This is a genomic window from Microbacterium nanhaiense, assembly GCF_014646015.1.
Taxonomy (GTDB): domain Bacteria; phylum Actinomycetota; class Actinomycetes; order Actinomycetales; family Microbacteriaceae; genus Microbacterium; species Microbacterium nanhaiense.
Genome location: NZ_BMMQ01000004.1, coordinates 204,529 through 223,396, shown reverse-complemented (window position 1 = coordinate 223,396; position 18,868 = coordinate 204,529). Strand labels below are relative to the sequence as shown.

The window sequence follows — 18,868 nt, the reverse complement described above, 5'->3', positions numbered from 1 at the left end:
GCCTCTTCCCCCGGGATCGATCATGCTACCGGAAGCACCCGACGCGTCGGGGATGCTCTCGGCTCCGCCGCGGGCTAGCCGGCGTTGTTCGCGCCGCCCGGCTGGCCGTTGCCGTTGCCGTTGTTGGCGTTCTCGGGGCCGTTCGTCGAACCGCCGTCGGCCGGGGGCTCCGTCTCGTCGCCGGGCTCCGCCGGGGTGCTCGGCTCCTCGGTGGGCTCCGAGGCCTCGGTGGTGGGCACGGGGGCCATCTCGGCGGGCGCGGAGTCGCGCTCGCTGTCGCCGCTCCGGCAGATCGCGGTGTACGACGCGCCGACGAGCGGGGCGTCCGAGTCGATGAGCACCTGCGTCACGAAGCCATCCGGTCCGAACACGCGCTCGGTCGCGCCGGCCTCGTCACCCGTGTGCGTCGCGCCGGTGAGGCTCACGCGGAATCCGGCGAGCTCGCCCGTGCCGGTGGGGCAGACGAAGTCGGCGTTCCAGCTGAGCTGCACGGTCTCGCCGCGCACCAGCTGGTCGGTGTCGAACTGTGGTGCCGCGCTCGGGGCGGGGATGTCGATGAGGGGGCCGTAGGTGGACGCGGTGACGACCGACCCCTCGTCGACGAATCCGCGCGGCTCGAGCTTGTAGATCACGTCGACGTTCTCGGCCGTCGCGGCGGCCTCGCCGGTCTCGCAGGTGAGCGCGATCTTGGCTTCCTTGTCGTGCAGGATCTGCTCGGCCTCGGCGCAGGTGTGCCCCTCGAGCCCCAGCGACTGCACGTCGACGAAGATCGAGGTCGGCGTCGGCTCGACCGACGGCTCCTCGCTCGGCGTCGCCACCGGATCCGGCTCGCTGCCCTCCGGTTCGCCGCCGAACTGTCCCGAGACGACGCCGTAGACGGCGCCCGCGATCACGACGACGAGCAGCACGATGAGCGCGATCAGCGGGCCCGTCCAGGGGCTGCGCTTCTTCTTCGGCTTCGGCGCCTGCTCACCCATGGGCAGCGGCGAGGTCGTCGGCATCATCTGTGTTGCGCCGCCGGCGGCGCCCAGCAGCTGCGTGACCTCGTCGGCCGCGGGGCTGCCGGCGTTCGCGAGCATCGGCGCGGCCGCGATTGCGGCGTTGATGTCGCCGCGGCGGAGCGCGTTGCACGCCCGAGAGACGGCGGCCGCGGAGGCGGGGCGCTCGTCGGGCTTCTTCGCAATCATCGACATCACGAGCTGACGCACCGGCGCGGGCAGGCGCTCGGACAGCGGCGGCGCCGTGTCGTTGATCTGCGCCATCGCGATCGCGACCTGCGACTCGCCCGTGAAGGGTCGGCGGCCCGCGAGGCACTCGTACGCGACGATGCCGAGCGAGTAGATGTCGGTCGCCGGGCTCGCCGGGTGACCCGACGCCTGCTCGGGCGACAGGTACTGGACGGTGCCCATGACCTGACCGGTGGCCGTCAGGGGCACCTGGTCGGCGATGCGGGCGATGCCGAAGTCGGTGATCTTCACGCGCCCATCGGGCGTGATCAGCAGGTTGCCCGGCTTGATGTCTCGGTGCACGAGGCCGGCCGCGTGCGCGGCCTGCAGCGCGGAGGCGGTCTGCGAGATGTAGTCGAGAACCGTGTCCGCGGGCAGCGCGTGGTCGCGCTCCAGGCGCGTCGACAGCGCCTCACCCGGCACGAGCTCCATGACGAGGTACGCGGATCCGTTTTCCTCGCCGTAGTCGAAGACGCTCGCGATGCCCTCGTGGTTCACGAGGGCGGCGTGCCGGGCCTCGGCGCGGAAGCGCTCGAGGAAGCCCGGATCCCCCATGTATTCGTCTTTGAGGATCTTGATCGCGACGGTGCGGCCGATGACGTGGTCGGTGGCCTCCCACACCTCGCCCATTCCGCCGATCGCGATGCGCGAACTGAGCTCGTAGCGTCCGCCGAACGTCACACCCTGGGTTGGCCTCATTGTGCGAGCACCGCCTCCATGACCTTCTTCGCGATGGGAGCCGCGATCGAATTTCCATCTCCTGATTGACCCTGCCCGCCGCCGTCGGCCACCATCACGGTGACCGCAACGTCAGGATCCTCCGCCGGGGCGAACCCGGTGAACCATAGCGTGTATGGGTCGTTCTCGCCGTTCTCCGCGGTGCCCGTCTTACCGGCAACGTCAACGTCTTCTATTCTTGCATTCGACGCCGCGCCGCTCGCGACGGAAGACGCCATCATCTCGGTAACGTCTTTGGCGATGTCCGCATCGATCGGCGTGCCGTATTCACTCGGCTCGAACTTCTTCTGCACCGAGAGGTCGTCGCCGACGACCTGATCGACGAGCAGCGGGTTCATCTCCACGCCGCCGTTCGCAATCGCCGAGGTCCACATGTGCACCTGGAGCGGCGTCGTGGTGATCTGGTTCTGGCCGAAGCCGAGGCGGGCCGTCTGACCCGTGTCGAGGTCGGCGCCGATCGTGGATTCGACGGTCGGCAGCGGCAGCTCGAAGCTCGATTCGAAGCCGAACTTCTCCGCCTGCTCGCGGATGGCGTCGTCGCCGAGCTCGATGGCGAGCTGGGCCATGGGCACGTTGCAGCTGAACTTGATGGCGTCCGCGAGCGTGACGGTCTTCGCCGAGCTGCCACCGCACGTGCCGTAGGGCGCGTTGACGATCTCGCGCGTCGTGCCCTCCGGCGTGTAGGTGGCGGTGTTCTCGAAGGTGCTGTCGGCCGTGAAGTCGCCCGAGGCGAGGGCCGCGGCGGCGACGACGAGCTTGAACGTGGATCCCGGTTGATACAGCTGGTTGATGGCCTTGTTGCGCAGCGGGTCGCCCTCGGCGGCCGCGTAGTCGTTCGCGGCGGCGTTGGCGGCCGTGCCGTCGTGGGAGGCCACGGCGTTCGCATCGAAGCCCGGCGTCGACACGAGCGCGAGGATCCGGCCGGTCTTCGGGTCGCTGGCGATGACCGCACCCTTGTAGCCGCGCTCGGTCAGCGCGCCATACGCGGCGCGCTGCACCTCGGGGTCGAGCGTGAGCTCGATCGAGGATCCGCGGGCCTCCTGGCCCGTCACGACCTGGTTCAGGCGGGCGAGGAAGCCCGAGTTCGCGAGGTTCGAGAGCTCCTGCGTCATCGACTGCTCGATGCCCGTGGCCGAGTTCAGGGCGGGGTTGAACCAGCCCGTGATGCCCGACCAGACGTCCGAGTCGTCGTAGACGCGCTGGAAGCGATAGGTGTCGTTCGTCGAGGTCGAGCGGGCGATCTGCTCGCCGCCCGCGATGATCGGCCCGCGGCGCACGTCGTACGAGTCGTAGAGCGTCCGCTTGTTGCGCGTGTCGGCCGACAGCGATTGTGCCTGCACGACCTGGATCACGCTCGTCGAGACGAACAGCGCCAGGAACATGCACACCACGATGATGCTGAGGCGTCGAATTTCCTTGGTCATCAGCCGATCACCGCCCGGGGTTGCCGGCGAACGGCGTCGCTGATGCGCAGGAGGAGCGCGACGATGAGCCAGTTCGCGAGGAGAGAGGATCCGCCGGCCGCGAGGAACGGAGTCGTCAGGCCGGTGAGGGGGATGACGCGCGTCACGCCGCCGACCATGATGAACACCTGCAGGGCGATCGTGAAGCTCAGGCCCACCGAGAGCAGCTTGCCGAAGTCGTCCTGGCCCGCGACGCCCACGTGCGCGCCGCGGCTGGCGAAGATGAGGTACAGCGACAGGATCGCGAAGACGCCCACGAGCCCCAGTTCCTCACCGAGGCTGGGAATGATGTAGTCGCTGCCGGCGACGGGCGTGATGTCGGGGCGCCCCTGGCCGAGACCGGTCCCGAACATGCCGCCGTGCGCCATGCCGAACAGGCCGTTGACCAGCTGGAAGCTCGCGTTCGACGAGGCGTTGTAGAGGTCGTCGTCGAGCGCGTGCAACCACTGTTCGAAGCGGCCGTGCACGTACGGCATCACGAAGGTGGCGGCGACGGCGCCGGCGCCCGCGAGCAGGACGCCGATGAGCACCCATCCCGTCTTCCCGGTGGCCACGTAGAGCATCGCGACGAACATGCCGAAGATGAGGATTCCCGTGCCGAGGTCGCGCTGCAGCACGATGATCGCCATCGAGATCAGCCAGATCACGAGTAGCGGGCCGAACTCGCGCGCCCGCGGGAAGGTGAATCCGAGGATCCGCTTGCCCGTGGAGGTCAGCGACTCGCGGGTGCGGACGAGATAGCCCGCGAAGAAGATCGCGAGGCAGATCTTCGCGATCTCGCCCGGCTGGAAGTTGAAACCGAAGATGCTGATCCACACGACCGCGTTGCCGCCGCCGTTGAGGAACGGGACGAACGGCAGGGCGAGGAGCACGACGCCCGACAGGCCGAAGATGTAGGTGTACCGGAACAGCACGCGGTAGTTGGCGAGCGCCCACACGAGCCCGATGCACAGCGCGATTGACAGCATGGTGTAGAGCATCTGGTGCTCGCCCGCGTTCGACGTCTCGGCGTCCCAGTGGGCGACGTAGGCGAGGTCGAGGCGATAGATCATCGCGGTGCCGAGGCCCGTCAGCATGAGCGCGACGGGCACGAGGAACGGATCGGCCTGCGAGGCGCGGATCCGCAGCGCGACGTGCAGCGCGACCGCGAGGACGCACATGCCGCCGACGAAGCCGAGCACCTCGGTGTCGAGCGCGCCGAGCGCACCGAACTGCACGAGCGCGAACGCACCGAGCGTCAGCGCGATCGCGAAGATGAGCAGCACGAGCTCGCGGTTGCGCAGCCGCTGAGGCTTGCGCATGCGCCGCAGCGCGCGCTTCACGCCCCGATCGGGGGCTTGTACGTCGGTCACGAGTCACCTCCGTCGTCGGTCGCCCGCGCGCGCAGATTGTCGACGATCTGCTGGGCGTGCTCGAGGGATCCCGCGGGGATCGTCTCCTCCGCGCGGAACAGCCACGCGTCGGGGAGGGTCTCGAGCAGGATGCCGGTGTCTTCGTACACCGTCGAGAACGTGATCGGGCCGATCGATTGCTGGATGCCCTGGTAGATCACGACGCTGTCCTGATCGGTGCCGACGTAGTACCGCGTCTGCGTCCAGTCGTAGAACGCCCAGGCGCAGGCGACGATCGCGGCGATGAGGAGCACGATCGCACCGATGCCGACGATGCGGCGGCGGCGCGCGCGGCGCTTGTCCTCCTCGATGAGCTCCTCGAGGTACTCCGTGTCGGGCTCGAAGTGGCTCGGCACGTTCGCGGCGGCGCGCTGCGGGTGCAGCCAGCCCGTGGGTAGCAGCGAGCGCGAGGCGGGAACGACCACGCCGTCGGGGTTCGACGCGGATCCGACGATCGTGGGCGTGCCCGTGTAGAGCGGGTGCTGGCCGCCCACGTCGACGATGACGATCGTCACGTTGTCGGGTGCGCCGCCGTCGAGCGCCTGCTTCAACAGGGCGTCCGCGGTGCGCGCCGGCGGCATGTGGCGGTCGAACAGCTTGGTGATGTGCGTCTCGTCGACGACGCCCGAGAGGCCGTCGGAGCACAGCAGCCAGCGATCGCCCGGGCGGGTCGGCATGATGAAGGTGTCGACCTCGGGGTTCGCGTCCATGTCGCCGAGAACGCGCATGAGCACGGAGCGGCGGGGGTGGTATCGCGCCTCCTCCGGCGTGATTCGCCCGGTCTCGACGAGCCGCTGCACGAAGGTGTGGTCGGTCGTGATCTGGGTGAGGGCGCCGTCCCGGTAGAGGTAGATGCGGCTGTCGCCGATGTGACCGATCACCGCGTATTCGTCGACCATGACGATGCCGCTCACGGTCGTGCCGAGCCCCGCGAGCTGTGGGCGTTCCTGCGCGGCCTCGATCAGGTCCTGCGCCGTCGAGGTGATGGTCGTGCGCAGGGCCGCCTCGGCCTCGGCCGTCGACTCGAAGTGGTGGTCCAGGTGCTGGATCCGGTCGATCGCGATCGCGGAGGCGACGTCGCCTCCGGCGTGCCCGCCCATGCCGTCCGCGACGACGAACAGGTTCGAGCCCGAATAGCCCGAATCCTGGTTGTTGGAGCGCACGCGACCGGTGTGACTGATCGCGGCGCTGGAACCCTGGAAGACCATCCCGGGAGCTATCCTCGCAGCTCGAAGGTCGTCTGGCCGACCGTGATGGGTGCCCCGATCCGCACCGCGACGGGGGAGTTGGGCGACACCTTCGCGCCGTCGTGGAAGGTGCCGTTGGTCGAGTCGAGATCCTGGATCATCCACTGATCCGCGTAGCGCACGAGGCGGGCGTGGTGGCTCGAGGTGTAGTCATCGCGGATCACGAGACCCGATTCCGCCGAGCGGCCGATCGTGAGCGGCTCGGATCCGAGCGGGATTTCGAGGCCCGCGCGCGGACCGGCCGTGATCACGATGCGATTGGTCGAGGCGGCCGTCGCCTGCTCGGATGCCCGCGCGGGCGGCGGCGTATCGACCGCGACCGGACGCGGTGCCGGAGCCGCGGCGGGCTGGGCGGGATGCTCCAGTTTGCGCACCCGTCCGCCGAACACGTCCGCGCGGAGCGCGAAGATCAGCACGAAGACGAAGACCCACAGCAGCAGCAGGAAGCCGTACTGCAGAACGAACAGAGTGAGTTCGCTCATCACTGCCCCCTCTGGAAATCATCGATGATCTGCGTTGCGTTCTGCTGCCCCGCCAGTACCTGACGGCCCGCCTGCGACGCGAGAATGCGGAAGACGATGTTCGTCCGGCCGATCGTGATGGTCTGGCCATCGGCCAGGAGGGCCTGCGAGACCAGTTCGCCGTCCAGGCGGGATCCGTTCGTGGATCCGAGATCGTGCACCATGCCGCGGGTGCCGTCCCACAGCACCTCGACGTGGCGTCGGCTGGTGCCCGCGTCGGCGAGCGGGATGTCGGCGTCGGAGCCGCGGCCGATGATCGTGCGGGCGCGGGTCACGGGGTAGCGGCGGCCGTTGATGTCGAGGGCCGCCTGCCAGACGACGTCGCCGTCGACCGCTCCCGAGGACACCTGGATCGTGCCGGTCTGTACATCCTCGGATGTACGCATCGAGATCGTCAGCGGGCCGGCGAAGGTGTAGCCCTGCGAGGTGCCGTGCTCCTGCGCCTTTGCGTGCAGTTCCTGCCGGAGCGCGGATCCGAGGGGCGAGAGCCGTTCGGCATCGGCCGGGCTCAGCAGGACGTCGTAGGAGTTCGGAGCGAGGATGCGGTCGCGGCCGATCACCTGAGCCCGCGTGTCCATCTCGCGGCGCAGCGCCGCAACGATCTCCACGGGCTGGACGCCGCTGCGGAAAGTCTTCGCGAATGCGCCGTTGACGGCGCGCTCGAGGCCCCTTTCGAAGCTGTCAAGCAATCCCACAGTGCTCCTTGGGGTCGGACGGGCGAATAGCGTCATGGTACTTGGAGGGCCTGACATCCCGAATCCAACCTCAGGATGATTCCACAGGAACCACGCGCGGGCGACGCGATTTCGCGTAGGCTCTTGGCGCCATGCTATGCTGACGAGGTTGGGTTTCACCCGGCAATAACTACACACGCGCAAGTGGCGGAATCGGTAGACGCGCTGGCTTCAGGTGCCAGTGTCCTTACGGACGTGGGGGTTCAAGTCCCCCCTTGCGCACTCGACATCGGGTCCCCCTGGTCGCGGCATTCGCCGCCACCAGGGGATTTCTCGTTGTATCTGTCGCGGGGGCGACCCCGAGGGCCCCGGCGCCTCTTCCGCGTCGATGAGCGCATTTGATCGATTTCCTCGCATGCCGCGAGGCTCGCTCCACGATGGATCCGACGCCCAGGGACGGGCGTCAGCGATCTGATTCGAGGAGGAAACAGATGACGGAACGAAACAAGAGACGCGTCGCATCGATCGCCCTCGCCGCCGTCGTGACGGCCCGCCTGTGCGTCGTTCCGGCGACCACGGCGCTGGCGCAGCCGGGCGGGGCCGGACAGGATACCGGCGGCGAGCGGATCATGGAGCGTCTGGATCGCGGAGTGGTCGCGGTGCGCTCGGGGGAGTCGGATGTGCTGGTGAGCTGGCGCCTCCTCGGGCTGGATCCCGAGGGCATCGGCTTCGTCGTCGAGCGCTCCACGAACGGCGGCGAGTACGAGCGGCTCACCCGACAGCCGCTCACGGGCGGCACGAACTTCGTCGACTCCACGGCGGATCTCTCCGCAGAGAACGCCTATCGCGTCCGCGCCGTCGCGAAAGGCTACCCGGGAAAGCCCAGCGAGGCGTTCGTGCTGACGGCCGATCATGCGGTGGAACCCGCGGTGCGCGTGCCGCTGCGCGATGGCGGTCCTCGACGGGATGACGGGCGAACTGCGCGCGCACGCCCCCATCCCCGACGACTACATCGCCGATGGACCGATGTACGCGCGTCTCGGCGTCGGTCACCTCGACGGCGTACACCCTAGCCTCGTCGCCTATATGAAGAACCGCGTCGGGAACACGGGCGAGAGCGGCCGTGGCTTCAACCTGATGTACCTCGCGTGGAGCTTCGACGGCGACGCGCTGACGCAGCAGTGGAAGTTCCTCCGGGGGGATCAGGACCTCCCCGATGGCCACAACACGCGCATCGTGGACGTCGACGGTGACGGCCGCGACGAGATCGGCGAGATCGGTTTCGTCCTCAACGGCGACGGAACGCTGCGCTACAGCCTCGCGTCGCAGGACATCATTCACGGTGACCGGTGGTACATCGCCGACATCGATCCCTCGCGCCCGGGCCTCGAAGGGTACGGCATCCAGCAGGACCACCCGCGCGGGATCCTCGATTATTACTACGATGCGGCCACGGGCGAGGTCATCTGGACGCACAGCGCCCCCGTCCCGGCCGACGCCGGACGCGGCATGGTCGCCGATATCGACCCCCGCTTCCCCGGAATGGAGACGTGGTCGAACAACGGCGAGGTCAACTACGAGCAGAGCACGCCGGTGGGCCTGTACAACGCGCCGACGAACGAACTCACGGAACCCGACACGACGAAGCAGCCGTGGCCGCACATGGGGGTGTGGTGGGACGGGGATCCCCTCCGGGAACTCTTCTCCAATGACCCCGTGCCGACAGCCCGGGACGCGCGAATCGTGAAATGGGATCCGGAGAACCCCACCGACCGGCAGACCGTGCCGCGGGTTCTGACCTTCGGCGACCACGGCGCCGTCACGGCGCTCGGGAACTCGGTGTATCCGACGCTGATGGCGGACATCATGGGCGACTGGCGCGAGGAGGTCGTGCTCCCCAGCGCCGAGTTCGACGAGCTGGTCATCTTCACGACCGATCAGCCGAGCGATCTGCGGCTCTACACCCTCGCGCACAACCCGGCCTACCGGAACGCGATGACGCTCAAGGGATACCTGCAGTCGAGCAACGTGGATTACTTCCTCGGACACGACATGGTCGCGCCGCCGGTGCCGAATATCCGCTACGCAGGAAATGGGCACCCGCGGAAATAGCCGCGAAAGAGCGCCCCGGGGGCGGAGGACGGCACCGCTCGCCCCGCCCTCGGGCACCCGGTAATCACGACATTGGGCGTGTCTGGTATCGCGAGGATTCATCCATGTATCCTGGAGTGAGACGTCCTCTCTCGGTCGTCCGGCCCTCACTGTTTCCCCCCAACGGTGAGGGCTGTTTCTTGTTTTTTGCGACCAATCTGCACTAAACCCTGTTGCAAAGCAGGGTGCGTGGGTTAGCGTGGGCACGTCGGCGCGAAATTGCGTCGACATTCGCTCCAAAAAGAACGGCAGTACATGAGCACGCAGGGCACCGTGAAGTGGTTCAACGCGGAGAAGGGCTTCGGCTTCATCTCCCCCGACGAGGGCGGCCAGGACGTCTTCGCGCACTTCAGTGCAATCAAGATGGACGGATACCGCGCGCTGGAGGAAAACCAGCGCGTCGAGTTCGACGTGACGCAGGGCGACAAGGGCCTCCAGGCCGAGAACATCGTCGCTATCTGAGACTTTCAGACCCGGGCCTCGCATCTCCTCGAGATGCGAGGCCTTTCTGTGTGCGCGACGCCCTCGTCAGCGGCGGCGTTTGCGGAACTTCGCCAGCGCGGTGGCGTCCTCCGCGTCGCGGCGGGCGCGGCGCGACGCGTCGAGCGCCTCGATCGGATCCTGCGCCTGGCGGGCCAGCGCCATCTCGCGCCGCGCGCTGTCCAGCCGCACCCGGGCGTCGACCTCGGCTCCCGTGACGACCGCCTCGGCGCGCGCGAGCGCGCTGCGGGCCGCGGCGAGGGATCCGGGAAGCGCGCTCCGCGCCCCGCGCAGCCGCTGCTGCTGCGTGCGTGCGTCGGCCAGGGCGATGTCGAGCTGGTCGCGCAGGCGGGCGATCCGCTCGTTCGCCGCGACGGGGCGGCGCGGGGCGATCTGCATCGCCGAATCGAGCGCGGCGGAGGCGACGCGGATCGCCTCGGCGAGCTTCGGCGCGTGCTCCGGATCCATCGCGAGCTGGGTGCCGGCGGCCGCGCGGATCGCGGCGGCCGCGCCCTTCTGCTCGTCGCCGATCGCGAGCGCCGCGTGCTGCACGAGGCGGTGGGTCTCTTCGAGCAGCTGGGAGGCCTGCTCCGCGCGCACGAGCGCCTTTTCGCAGGCGGTGAGGTCGTCGCGGGCGGAGCGCGAGGGATCCGCGGCCTTCTCCTCCGCGGCGCGCAGGTGCGTGCGAGCCGCCTCGAGGGCCTCCCTGGCCTCCTCGTCGGCCGTCGCGGCGTCCTCCCATTCGCTCTCGTCGGCGATCCGGGCGAGCTCCTCGCGCAGCGCGGCGGGGTCGCCCATGCGGGCCGCGAGCTCGTCGACGCGACGGCGCGCGACGGCGACCTGCTCCACGGCGTTCGAGTTCTCCGCGAGCCACGCCTCGTTGTCGGCGTGGGCGCGCTCGATGACGTCGAGCGCCTTCTGCACCGCGATCGTCAGCCGCTTCGATTCGGCGAGCTGCCGCGCCGGGAGCACCTCCTCCGCGGAGGCGGCGCTGTAGGCGGCGAAGGCGTCATCGCGGGTGTGCTGGGCCGTGAGTCGGGCGCGGCGGAGCGAGGCGGGCGGGCGGCCGTCGTACAGGGCGCTCGACATCCCGATCTCGAGATCCAGCTCCTCGGTCGCATCATCGAGCCGGACGAGCAGTGAGCCGAGGTCCTCGAGCGCGCGCGACGCCCGAGCTCGCGCGCGCTTACCGCGCCGCGCGAGGCGCACGCCGACGACCACCGCGACCACGACGAGCGCGGCGGATCCGAAGACGATCAGCGCGGGGACGCCCCACCGAACGAGCGTGTCGACCGTGGTCTCGTCCATGGTTCAGCCCAGCAGCGCGTCGCGGAGCTCGGCCGGGCTCTCGACCGCGAGCACCGAACCCGCCTCCTCCTCGGGGGAGCCGAAGCCCCAGCGTGCGAAGATGACCGGAACGTCGAAGCCCGCGGCCCCGTCGACGTCGTGGTGGCGGTCGCCGACGAGCACGGGCCGCGAGACGTCGACGCCGCGCGAGCGCATGTCCTCGAGGGCCCTCCCGAGCACGTCGGCCTTCGTGTCGTTGACGCCCGGCGCCGGCGTGGCTCCGTGCACGGCGACGAAGAGATCGGTCAGCTGGAAGTGCTCGAAGATCGCGTCGATCTGATTGCCGGGCTTCGTGCTGGCGGTCGTCTGCGGGATGCCGGCCGCGTGCACCTCGCGGATCACGTCGACGATGCCGTCGTAGAGGCGCACGGACTTCGCGTAGCCCTGCTGGCCCGCCAGCTGCCGGTAGCGCGCTACGGCGATCGTCGCCTCGTTCTCGTCGAGCCCCGCGAGGAGCTGGAAGGACTCGAGCATGGGCGGGCCGATCCAGCGGTTCACCTGATCCGCGGGGATCTGCGGGCGGTCGAGCTCGCGGAGCACCACCTCGATGCGCGGCAGGATTCCCGCCGAGGCATCCGCGATCGTTCCGTCGACATCCCACAACACACACGAAAATCGCGAACTCCCCATGGGATCCACCCTAGCCGAGCGTCAAAACAGGGTCGGGACGCCCGAGTCGATGCCCTTCATCCGCTCGTAGTCGAGGACGAGGCACTCGATTCCGCGGTCGCGGGCCAGCACGCGCGCCTGCGGCTTGATCTCCTGCGCGGCGAACACGCCCCGGATGCCGGTCAGCAGCGGGTCGCGCCCCAGCAGGTCGAGATAGCGCGTGAGCTGTTCGACGCCGTCGATGTCGCCGCGCCGCTTGATCTCGACGGCGATAGGCGCGCCGGACGCGTCGCGGATCATGAGATCGACGGGGCCGATCGCCGTCGGGTACTCGCGGCGGACGAGGCTGGAGCCCTCCGAGACGAGGTCGACCTGCTCGGCGAGGAGCCGCTGGAGGTCGGCCTCGACGCCGTCCTTGATGAGGCCGGGGTCGACGCCCAGATCGTGGGTCGTGTCGTGGATGATCTCGTGGATTCGCACCGTGAGCGTGTCGCCCGTCTTCTGGTGCGTCACCCTCCACGCCTCGATGACGCCCGCGCTCGCCAGCTCGTCGTCGACGTCGATCGCGTCGAGGCGGCACGGCGGGCTCATCCAGTTGAGCGGCTTGTAGCTGCCGCCATCGGAATGGATGAGCAGCGAGCCGTCGCCCTTGTGCATGAGAACACGGGTCGCGAGCGGCAAATGGGCGTTGAGGCGCCCCGTGTAATCCACGGAGCACCGGGCAATAACGAGGCGCACATATCGAGGTTATCGGCCGGGACATACTGGCGCGCCGGTAAACTACAGGAAACCCGCCGCCAGGTGCACGACGACGAGGAGCCACACTGATGATCGCGATCCTTGCCGTGTTTGGGATCGCCAGTGTCGTGCTCGTGCCGCTCACGCGAATTCTCGGGGCCCGTGTCTTCTACCTCGGCGCGCTCGTGCCGATCGCGGCGCTGGTGCACGCGCTCGCCGTCGGTCCCCGCGTCGCGGACGGAGACATTCCCTTCGAGGCATACACCTGGATCCGGCCGCTCGGCATCGAGCTCTCGCTGCGCATGGACACGCTGGGCTGGGTAATGACGCTCATCGTCACCGCCGTCGGCGCGCTCGTGATGATCTACTGCCGCAACTACTTCCGCGGCTCGAAAGAGGGCGTGGGGCGTTTCGCCGGCGTGCTGATGGGCTTCGCCGGGGCGATGTACGGCCTCGTGCTCACCGACGACCTCATCGTGCTCGTGATGTTCTGGGAGATCACGAGCGTGCTGTCGTACCTGCTGATCGGTCACACCTACGTGCGCGCCGCATCGCGCCGCGCCGCGCTGCAGGCGCTGCTGACGACGACCCTCGGCGGACTGGTCATGTTCGTCGGCGCCGTGATCCTCACGGTCGTCGCCGGCACGACCAGCATCGACGCGATCCTCGCGGATCCGCCAGCCGGCGCGCTCGTCGACGCGGCCCTGGTGTGCCTACTGATCGGCGCGCTCAGCAAGTCGGCGATCTTCCCCTTCCACTTCTGGCTCCCGGGCGCGATGGCCGCGCCCACCCCCGTCAGCGCCTATCTGCACGCGGCCGCGATGGTCAAGGCGGGCATCTACCTCCTCGCCCGCTTCGCCCCGGCCTTCGCCGAGGCCGCGCCCTGGCGGCCGATCCTCGTCTCCCTCGGCATCTTCACGATGCTGCTCGGCGGGCTCCAGGCGCTGCGCGAGGTCGACCTCAAACGCGTCCTGGCCTATGGAACCGTCAGCCAGCTCGGCTTCATCGCCGTCGTGATCGGCTTCGGCACGCGCGACACCGCCCTCGCGGGCCTGACGCTCGTCGTCGCCCACGCGATGTTCAAGGCCGCGCTCTTCCTCGTGGTCGGCATCATCGACCGCCAGCTCGGAACCCGAGACATCGACAAGCTCAGCGGCGTCGGGCGCCAGGCGCCGACGCTCATGGTGATCTCGATCATCGCCGCGGCCTCGATGGCGGGCCTGCCGCCCCTGGCGGGCTTCGTCGCGAAGGAGGCCGCCCTCACGAGCTTCCTCGACGAGGCGCTCGCCGGATCCGCATGGGCGTGGGTCGCGATCGTCGGCATCGTGCTCGGCAGCGTGCTCACGACCGGCTACGCGATCCGCTTCGTGTGGGGCGCGTTCGGCCGGAAGAAGGACGCGCAGGGCCGCCCCCTCGACGAGACGTCCTGGCCGGACCCGCCCATCGGCTTCCTCGTCAGCCCCCTCGCGCTCGCCGCCGCGACGATCGCCGTCGGCCTCGCCGCCCCGGTCGTCGGCAGCGTGCTGGAACCGTACGCCGACCTCGCGGGGGAGGGGCACTACCACCTCGCACTCTGGCACGGCCTCGAGCCGGCCCTGGGGCTCTCGGCCCTCGCGATCGGCCTCGGCGTCGTCGTGTTCTGGCTCTCGATCCGCACCGGGTGGGACCGCAAGAAGCGGCTCCTGGGCTTCCAGGCCACCGATGTGTACTACGTCGTCACGCGCGCCATCGACCGTCTCGCGGTCTTCATCACGGGGCGCACCCAGACCGGATCCCTGCCGATCTACGTCGGCACGATCTTCATCGTGCTCGTCGGCGCGGAGGCGGCCGTGCTGCTCTCCGGCGGCGAGTGGCGGTTCTCGCTCGACGCCTGGCAGCACCCCGTCCAGCCGATCGCGGCGCTCCTCATGATCATCGCGGGCTTCGTCGCCGTCAGGGCGCGCAAGCGGTACACCGGCGTCGTCCTCGTGTCGGTCACGGGCCTCGGAATGGTGACGCTGTTCGCCTTCCTCGGCGCCCCCGACCTCGCGATCACGCAGGTGCTCGTCGAGACCGTGACGCTCGTCGCCTTCACCCTGGTGCTCCGCCGGATCCCGTCCCGCATGGGCAGCCACAACGGCTCGGGTCACCCGATCCTGCGCGCCGTGATCGGCATCGCCGTCGGCGCGACCATGGCGGTCGTCGCGGTCGTCGCCGCCGGCGCCCGGATCCACGAGCCCGTCTCGGTCGAGTGGGCGGAGCTGGCGTATCAGATCGGCCACGGCAAGAACGTCGTCAACGTCGCGCTCGTCGACCTGCGCGGCTGGGACACCATGGGCGAGCTCAGCGTGCTCGTGCTCGCCGCGACGGGCGTCGCCTCGCTCGTGTTCGTCACGGCGCGGGCCGACCGTCTCGTCGAGGCGCGCGAGAAGCTGCGCGAGCAGATCCCCGGGCGCGCCCGCCGCAGGGCGGCCCGCCGCCCGCTCGTGGAGACCTCGGACGGTCTGCGCGTCGAGCGCGGCGAGAGCCGAAGCGGTCAGCGCGCGTGGCTCGTCGGCGGAACGACCCTCGTCTCGGAATCGCGTTCGCTGATCCTCGAAGTGATCGTGCGGATCCTCTTCCACACGATCATCGTCGTGTCGATCTTCCTGCTCTTCGCCGGGCACAACCTGCCGGGCGGCGGCTTCGCGGGCGGCCTCGTCGCGGGCCTCGCGCTCGTGATGCGGTACGTCGCGGGCGGGCGCTACGAGCTCGGCATCGCCGCGCCGACCGACGCCGGGCGCATGCTGGGCTTCGGGCTCCTGCTCGCCGTGACGACGGCGGCGGCGCCCATGCTGATGGGCCTGGATCCGCTGACGCGCGCCGTGTGGGAGGCGGAGATCCCCGTCATCGGGCACATCGAGTTCGTCACCTCGACCTTCTTCGACATCGGCGTCTACCTCGTCGTCATCGGGCTCGTGCTCGACGTGCTGCGCGCGCTCGGCGCCGAGGTCGACCGACAGATCACCGACGCCCGTGAGACGGAAGGAGCGCGCTCGTGACCGTATCGACGACTCTCGTCATCGTGATGGCGGTGCTCTACGCCTGCGGCGTGTTCGCGATGCTCGAGCGCAGCCTCACGCGCGTGCTCATCGGCTTCCTGCTGCTCGGCAACGCGACGAACCTCCTGCTGCTCATCTCGATGGGCTTCCCCGGCGTCTCGCCGTTCTACGGCGCGGAGGGCGCGAGCGATCCGCTGCCGCAGGCTCTCATGCTCACGGCGATCGTGATCACCTTCGCCGTCAGCGCCTTCCTGCTGGCCCTCATCTACCGCTCCTGGCAGCTCGGCGAGGCCGACACCGTGTTCGACGATGAGGAAGACATCTCGCTCCGGGTGCGCGCCGAGGAGACCGAGGACGCGCTGGACGTCGAGGAGGAGTCCGCCGAGACCGAGGACGAGCTGACCACCGACTTCACCGACGGCGTGGTGTCGCCCATCACCACGGCGGTCGAGCTGAACCGCGACGAGGAGTCGACCCGATGAGCCTGCTGGTCCCCCTCTTCGTCATCCTGCCGCTGATCGGCGCGGCGCTCACGCTGCTGCTCGGGCGCCGCAGCCGCGCCCAGGTGACGGTGTCGGTCGTGACCCTGTCGGCGACGTTCGTCCTCGCCGCCGTCATGCTCGTCACGGTCGACTCGGGCACACCCCTCGCGGTGTCGGTGGGCGGGTGGCCGCTGCCCTTCGGCATCGTGCTCTACGTCGACAGGCTCGCCGCGATGCTCGTTGCGGTCTCGAGCGTCGTGCTGCTCGCGGTGCTCCTGTTCTCGGTCGGTCAGGGCGCCGCGGACGGTGATTCCGAGACGCCGATCTCGATCTTCCACCCCTCATACCTGATCCTCTCGGCGGGAATCTTCAACTCCTTCATCGCCGGTGACCTCTTCAACCTCTACGTCGGTTTCGAGATCCTGCTCGTTGCCTCGTACGTCCTGATCACCCTCGGATCCACCGAATCCCGGATCCGTACCGGGACGGTGTACATCGTCGTCTCGCTCGTGTCGAGCATCGTGTTCCTCTCGGCGATCGCGGTGATCTACGCGTCCCTCGGCACCGTGAACATGGCGCAGATCGCCGAGCGCATAGACGAGATCGCTCCGAATGTGCAGATGATGCTGCACGTGATGCTGCTCGTCGGCTTTGCCGTGAAGGCGGCGGTCTTCCCGCTGTCGTTCTGGCTCCCCGACTCCTACCCGACGGCGCCGGCGCCCGTCACGGCCGTGTTCGCCGGGCTGCTCACCAAGGTCGGCGTCTACGCGATCATCCGCACCGAGACGCAGCTCTTCAACGACAGCGACCTCAACATCGTCCTCGCCATCGTCGCGATCGCGACGATGGTCGTGGGAATCCTCGGCGCGATCGCGCAGGCCGAGCTCAAACGGATCCTGTCGTTCACGCTCGTGAGCCACGTCGGCTACATGATCTTCGGCCTGTCGATCGGCACGGCGGAGGCGATCGGCGCGACCGCCTACTACGTCGTGCACCACATCGTCGTGCAGACGACCCTGTTCCTCGCGGTGGGGCTCATCGAGCGCTTCGCCGGATCCACGTCGATCGTGCGCGTCAAGGGGCTGCTGAAGGCCGCGCCGCTCATCGCGGTGCTGTACTTCATCCCCGCGCTCAACCTCGGCGGCATCCCGCCCTTCTCGGGCTTCATCGGCAAGTTCGCGCTCTTCGAGGCGGCGGCGGGCGTCGGATCCGCGATCATGTGGGTCTCGATCGGCGCGGGAGTGCTCACCTCGCTCCTCACCCTGTACGCGCTCATGCGCGCCTGGAACCTCGCCTTCTGGCGCGGTGGCGACGAGGCCGCGGACGTCGAGGCGGAGGCGCGGTTCAGCTACCTGACCAATGCCCCCGCCGCCGACGAGCAGGGCGAGCGGCGCGTCATCCCGAAGGTGATGACCGGTGCCACGCTCGGCATGGTCGCCGTCACCGTCGCCCTGACGGTGTTCGCAGGGCCGCTCTACGAGGTGTGCGAACGCATCGGTGAGGCGCTGCTGCAGCCCATCTCGCTCGTTCAGCTCGAGGATGTGGAGCAGACGACATGACAACCGCTCGCGAACAGGTCCTGCGGCTGTGGGTGCAGCTGCCCTTCTTCATCTGGCTCGTCGTGCTCTGGATGCTCCTCTGGGGCCAGCTCACCGTGCTCGCCGCCGTGACGGGCATCGTCGTGGCGGTCGTCGTCACCAACGTGTTCCGCCTCCCGGCCGCGGAGCTGACCGGCCGCGTCAACCTGTGGTGGCTCGTCGTCGCGATCGTGGCCTTCCTCGGGCACCTCGTCGCGGGCGCCGTGCAGGTCGCGTGGCTCGCGACCAAGCCTGGACGGACGCAGACCGCGATCATCCGAAGCCCGCTGCGCATCGACGACGACCTCATCATGACCCACGTCGCGGTCGCGCTCTCGCTCGTCCCCGGCAGCACCGTCATCGAATCCGACCGCACCAACCGGGTGCTGTTCATGCACGTCCTCGACGTCACCTCCGCCGAAGACGTCGAGAAGTTCCGGCGAGGTGCGCTCAAATGGGAGAAGCTGATCGTCCGGGCGGTCGGATCCCGGGAGGACCTGCGGCTCGTCACGGACGAGGTCCCCGTATTCGCCGAGCGCCGACGGGAGGAGGCACGATGACGGTACAGGCCGTTCTCATCGCCGCGATCGCGCTCGTCTTCACGGTCGCGGCGCTGCTCGCGCTGATCCGCATGATCAAGGGCCCCTCGATCCTCGACCGCGCCATCGCGAGCGACGTGCTGTTGAGCGAGGTGCTGTGCATCCTCGGCACCGAGGCCGTGATCAACGAGCACACCTACACGCTGCCGATCATGCTCATGATCGCCGCCACCGGCATCCTCGGCACCGTCGCGGTCGCCCGCTTCGTGGCCCGCCGCGACCGCGCACAGCAGACGGAGGGCGAACAATGACCCAGACGATCGCCCTCGTGCTCGTGCTCATCGGCGCGCTCCTGTGCCTCACGGCGTCGATCGGGCTGCTGCGCTTCCCGGACGTGCCCGCGCGTCTGCACGCCGCGACGAAGCCCCAGGTCCTGGGGATGATGATCATCGCGGTCGGCGTCGCGGTCGCCCTGCACAGCTGGACGGCGTTCGCCTTCCTCGTGCCCGTCGTGCTCATCCAGCTGGCGACCGCGCCGATCTCCGCCCACATGGTCGCCCGCCAGGCCTATCGCAACGGCAGCGTCGATCGCGACACGATCGTCATCGATGAGCTCGCCGATGACATCGAGGCCCAGCGGGATTCGGGCTAAGCCCGCGAACGTA

18 protein-coding genes and 1 tRNA gene are annotated in these 18,868 nt (G+C 69.0%); 10 read left to right on the top strand and 9 right to left on the bottom strand.

Annotated elements, in window-relative coordinates; all coding sequences use genetic code 11:
- Nucleotides 1-74: 74 nt before the first annotated feature.
- The 6 genes from IEX05_RS08675 to IEX05_RS08650 are packed head-to-tail and all read right to left on the bottom strand — an operon-like array spanning nt 75 to nt 7,281.
- Nucleotides 75-1,925 (bottom strand): serine/threonine-protein kinase, encoded by a 1,851-nt coding sequence (locus tag IEX05_RS08675; protein ID WP_188700975.1) that lies wholly within the window; start codon nt 1,923-1,925, stop codon nt 75-77.
- Entirely contained in the window at nt 1,922-3,388 is a 1,467-nt protein-coding gene (locus IEX05_RS08670) for a penicillin-binding transpeptidase domain-containing protein (RefSeq protein ID WP_188700974.1), read from the bottom strand. Before IEX05_RS08670 ends, IEX05_RS08675 begins: the two co-directional genes overlap by 4 nt.
- Nucleotides 3,388-4,728, bottom strand: a complete 1,341-nt coding sequence (locus tag IEX05_RS08665; RefSeq protein WP_188701032.1) for an FtsW/RodA/SpoVE family cell cycle protein — start codon at nt 4,726-4,728, stop codon at nt 3,388-3,390. The genes IEX05_RS08670 and IEX05_RS08665 overlap by 1 nt, the downstream gene beginning before the upstream one ends.
- Nucleotides 4,729-4,775: 47 nt before the next feature.
- Nucleotides 4,776-6,026 carry a Stp1/IreP family PP2C-type Ser/Thr phosphatase gene (locus IEX05_RS08660; protein WP_188700973.1) on the bottom strand — a complete coding sequence of 417 codons (1,251 nt, stop codon included), beginning with the start codon at nt 6,024-6,026 and terminating at the stop codon, nt 4,776-4,778.
- A gap of 8 nt (nt 6,027-6,034) precedes the next feature.
- Entirely contained in the window at nt 6,035-6,547 is a 513-nt protein-coding gene (locus IEX05_RS08655; protein ID WP_188700972.1) for an FHA domain-containing protein FhaB/FipA, read from the bottom strand.
- A complete protein-coding gene (locus tag IEX05_RS08650) occupies nt 6,547-7,281 on the bottom strand; it encodes an FHA domain-containing protein (RefSeq protein WP_188700971.1) in 735 nt (244 codons plus the stop codon). Before IEX05_RS08650 ends, IEX05_RS08655 begins: the two co-directional genes overlap by 1 nt.
- A 177-nt stretch (nt 7,282-7,458) precedes the next feature.
- Between IEX05_RS08650 and IEX05_RS08645 the strand changes: the two genes are divergently transcribed.
- The 4 genes from IEX05_RS08645 to IEX05_RS08635 all read left to right on the top strand — a co-directional run bounded on the left by IEX05_RS08645 (nt 7,459) and on the right by IEX05_RS08635 (nt 9,873).
- A tRNA-Leu gene (locus tag IEX05_RS08645) sits at nt 7,459-7,542 on the top strand.
- Between the two features lie 209 nt (nt 7,543-7,751).
- The gene (locus tag IEX05_RS15305; protein ID WP_229661215.1) at nt 7,752-8,333 is read left to right on the top strand and encodes a rhamnogalacturonan endolyase family protein; all 582 of its coding nucleotides are present in this window, start codon (nt 7,752-7,754) and stop codon (nt 8,331-8,333) included.
- Nucleotides 8,227-9,372: a rhamnogalacturonan lyase family protein gene (locus tag IEX05_RS15525; RefSeq protein ID WP_373286296.1), complete on the top strand. Its 1,146-nt coding sequence runs from the start codon at nt 8,227-8,229 to the stop codon at nt 9,370-9,372. Before IEX05_RS15305 ends, IEX05_RS15525 begins: the two co-directional genes overlap by 107 nt.
- Before the next feature lie 294 nt (nt 9,373-9,666).
- Complete coding sequence (locus IEX05_RS08635) at nt 9,667-9,873, top strand: cold-shock protein (RefSeq protein WP_188700970.1); 207 nt, start codon at nt 9,667-9,669, stop codon at nt 9,871-9,873.
- Between the two features lie 66 nt (nt 9,874-9,939).
- Here the strand turns inward: IEX05_RS08635 and IEX05_RS08630 are convergent, their stop codons facing one another.
- From IEX05_RS08630 to nucS, 3 genes are read right to left on the bottom strand one after another with little or no spacing between them, the layout of a single operon-like run.
- Complete coding sequence (locus IEX05_RS08630; protein WP_188700969.1) at nt 9,940-11,199, bottom strand: coiled-coil domain-containing protein; 1,260 nt, start codon at nt 11,197-11,199, stop codon at nt 9,940-9,942.
- Nucleotides 11,200-11,202: 3 nt separating this feature from the next.
- Nucleotides 11,203-11,844: an HAD hydrolase-like protein gene (locus tag IEX05_RS08625; RefSeq protein ID WP_229661214.1), complete on the bottom strand. Its 642-nt coding sequence runs from the start codon at nt 11,842-11,844 to the stop codon at nt 11,203-11,205.
- 45 nt (nt 11,845-11,889) lie between these two features.
- Nucleotides 11,890-12,585 carry an endonuclease NucS gene (gene nucS / locus IEX05_RS08620; RefSeq protein ID WP_188700967.1) on the bottom strand — a complete coding sequence of 232 codons (696 nt, stop codon included), beginning with the start codon at nt 12,583-12,585 and terminating at the stop codon, nt 11,890-11,892.
- A gap of 89 nt (nt 12,586-12,674) precedes the next feature.
- On the opposite strand from nucS, the gene IEX05_RS08615 reads away from it, so the two are divergent.
- Genes IEX05_RS08615 through mnhG form a run of 6 tightly spaced genes read left to right on the top strand, consistent with a single transcriptional unit; the run spans nt 12,675 to nt 18,855 of the window.
- A complete protein-coding gene (locus tag IEX05_RS08615; RefSeq protein ID WP_188700966.1) occupies nt 12,675-15,605 on the top strand; it encodes a Na+/H+ antiporter subunit A in 2,931 nt (976 codons plus the stop codon).
- Nucleotides 15,602-16,087 carry a Na(+)/H(+) antiporter subunit C gene (locus tag IEX05_RS08610; RefSeq protein ID WP_188700965.1) on the top strand — a complete coding sequence of 162 codons (486 nt, stop codon included), beginning with the start codon at nt 15,602-15,604 and terminating at the stop codon, nt 16,085-16,087. The genes IEX05_RS08615 and IEX05_RS08610 overlap by 4 nt, the downstream gene beginning before the upstream one ends.
- The gene (locus IEX05_RS08605; protein ID WP_188700964.1) at nt 16,084-17,646 is read left to right on the top strand and encodes a Na+/H+ antiporter subunit D; all 1,563 of its coding nucleotides are present in this window, start codon (nt 16,084-16,086) and stop codon (nt 17,644-17,646) included. Before IEX05_RS08610 ends, IEX05_RS08605 begins: the two co-directional genes overlap by 4 nt.
- Nucleotides 17,643-18,224: a Na+/H+ antiporter subunit E gene (locus tag IEX05_RS08600; RefSeq protein ID WP_188700963.1), complete on the top strand. Its 582-nt coding sequence runs from the start codon at nt 17,643-17,645 to the stop codon at nt 18,222-18,224. The genes IEX05_RS08605 and IEX05_RS08600 overlap by 4 nt, the downstream gene beginning before the upstream one ends.
- On the top strand, nt 18,221-18,514 hold the full coding sequence (locus IEX05_RS08595; RefSeq protein ID WP_188700962.1) for an MrpF/PhaF family protein: 294 nt from the start codon (nt 18,221-18,223) through the stop codon (nt 18,512-18,514). Before IEX05_RS08600 ends, IEX05_RS08595 begins: the two co-directional genes overlap by 4 nt.
- On the top strand, nt 18,511-18,855 hold the full coding sequence (gene mnhG / locus IEX05_RS08590) for a monovalent cation/H(+) antiporter subunit G (protein ID WP_188700961.1): 345 nt from the start codon (nt 18,511-18,513) through the stop codon (nt 18,853-18,855). The genes IEX05_RS08595 and mnhG overlap by 4 nt, the downstream gene beginning before the upstream one ends.
- Nucleotides 18,856-18,868 lie beyond the last annotated feature (13 nt).

Excerpts from the sequence above, each read along its gene's own strand:
- IEX05_RS08675 (WP_188700975.1), bottom strand. The coding sequence starts at position 1,925 with ATGAGGCCAACCCAGGGTGTGACGTTCGGCGGACGCTACGAGCTCAGT.
- IEX05_RS08660 (WP_188700973.1), bottom strand. The coding sequence starts at position 6,026 with ATGGTCTTCCAGGGTTCCAGCGCCGCGATCAGTCACACCGGTCGCGTG.
- IEX05_RS08630 (WP_188700969.1), bottom strand. The coding sequence starts at position 11,199 with ATGGACGAGACCACGGTCGACACGCTCGTTCGGTGGGGCGTCCCCGCG.
- IEX05_RS08600 (WP_188700963.1), top strand. The coding sequence starts at position 17,643 with ATGACAACCGCTCGCGAACAGGTCCTGCGGCTGTGGGTGCAGCTGCCC.
- IEX05_RS08670 (WP_188700974.1), bottom strand. The coding sequence starts at position 3,388 with ATGACCAAGGAAATTCGACGCCTCAGCATCATCGTGGTGTGCATGTTC.
- IEX05_RS08635 (WP_188700970.1), top strand. The coding sequence starts at position 9,667 with ATGAGCACGCAGGGCACCGTGAAGTGGTTCAACGCGGAGAAGGGCTTC.
- IEX05_RS15525 (WP_373286296.1), top strand. The coding sequence starts at position 8,227 with ATGACGGGCGAACTGCGCGCGCACGCCCCCATCCCCGACGACTACATC.
- IEX05_RS08655 (WP_188700972.1), bottom strand. The coding sequence starts at position 6,547 with ATGAGCGAACTCACTCTGTTCGTTCTGCAGTACGGCTTCCTGCTGCTG.
- IEX05_RS08595 (WP_188700962.1), top strand. The coding sequence starts at position 18,221 with ATGACGGTACAGGCCGTTCTCATCGCCGCGATCGCGCTCGTCTTCACG.
- IEX05_RS08665 (WP_188701032.1), bottom strand. The coding sequence starts at position 4,728 with ATGCGCAAGCCTCAGCGGCTGCGCAACCGCGAGCTCGTGCTGCTCATC.
- IEX05_RS08615 (WP_188700966.1), top strand. The coding sequence starts at position 12,675 with ATGATCGCGATCCTTGCCGTGTTTGGGATCGCCAGTGTCGTGCTCGTG.
- IEX05_RS15305 (WP_229661215.1), top strand. The coding sequence starts at position 7,752 with ATGACGGAACGAAACAAGAGACGCGTCGCATCGATCGCCCTCGCCGCC.
- IEX05_RS08605 (WP_188700964.1), top strand. The coding sequence starts at position 16,084 with ATGAGCCTGCTGGTCCCCCTCTTCGTCATCCTGCCGCTGATCGGCGCG.
- mnhG (WP_188700961.1), top strand. The coding sequence starts at position 18,511 with ATGACCCAGACGATCGCCCTCGTGCTCGTGCTCATCGGCGCGCTCCTG.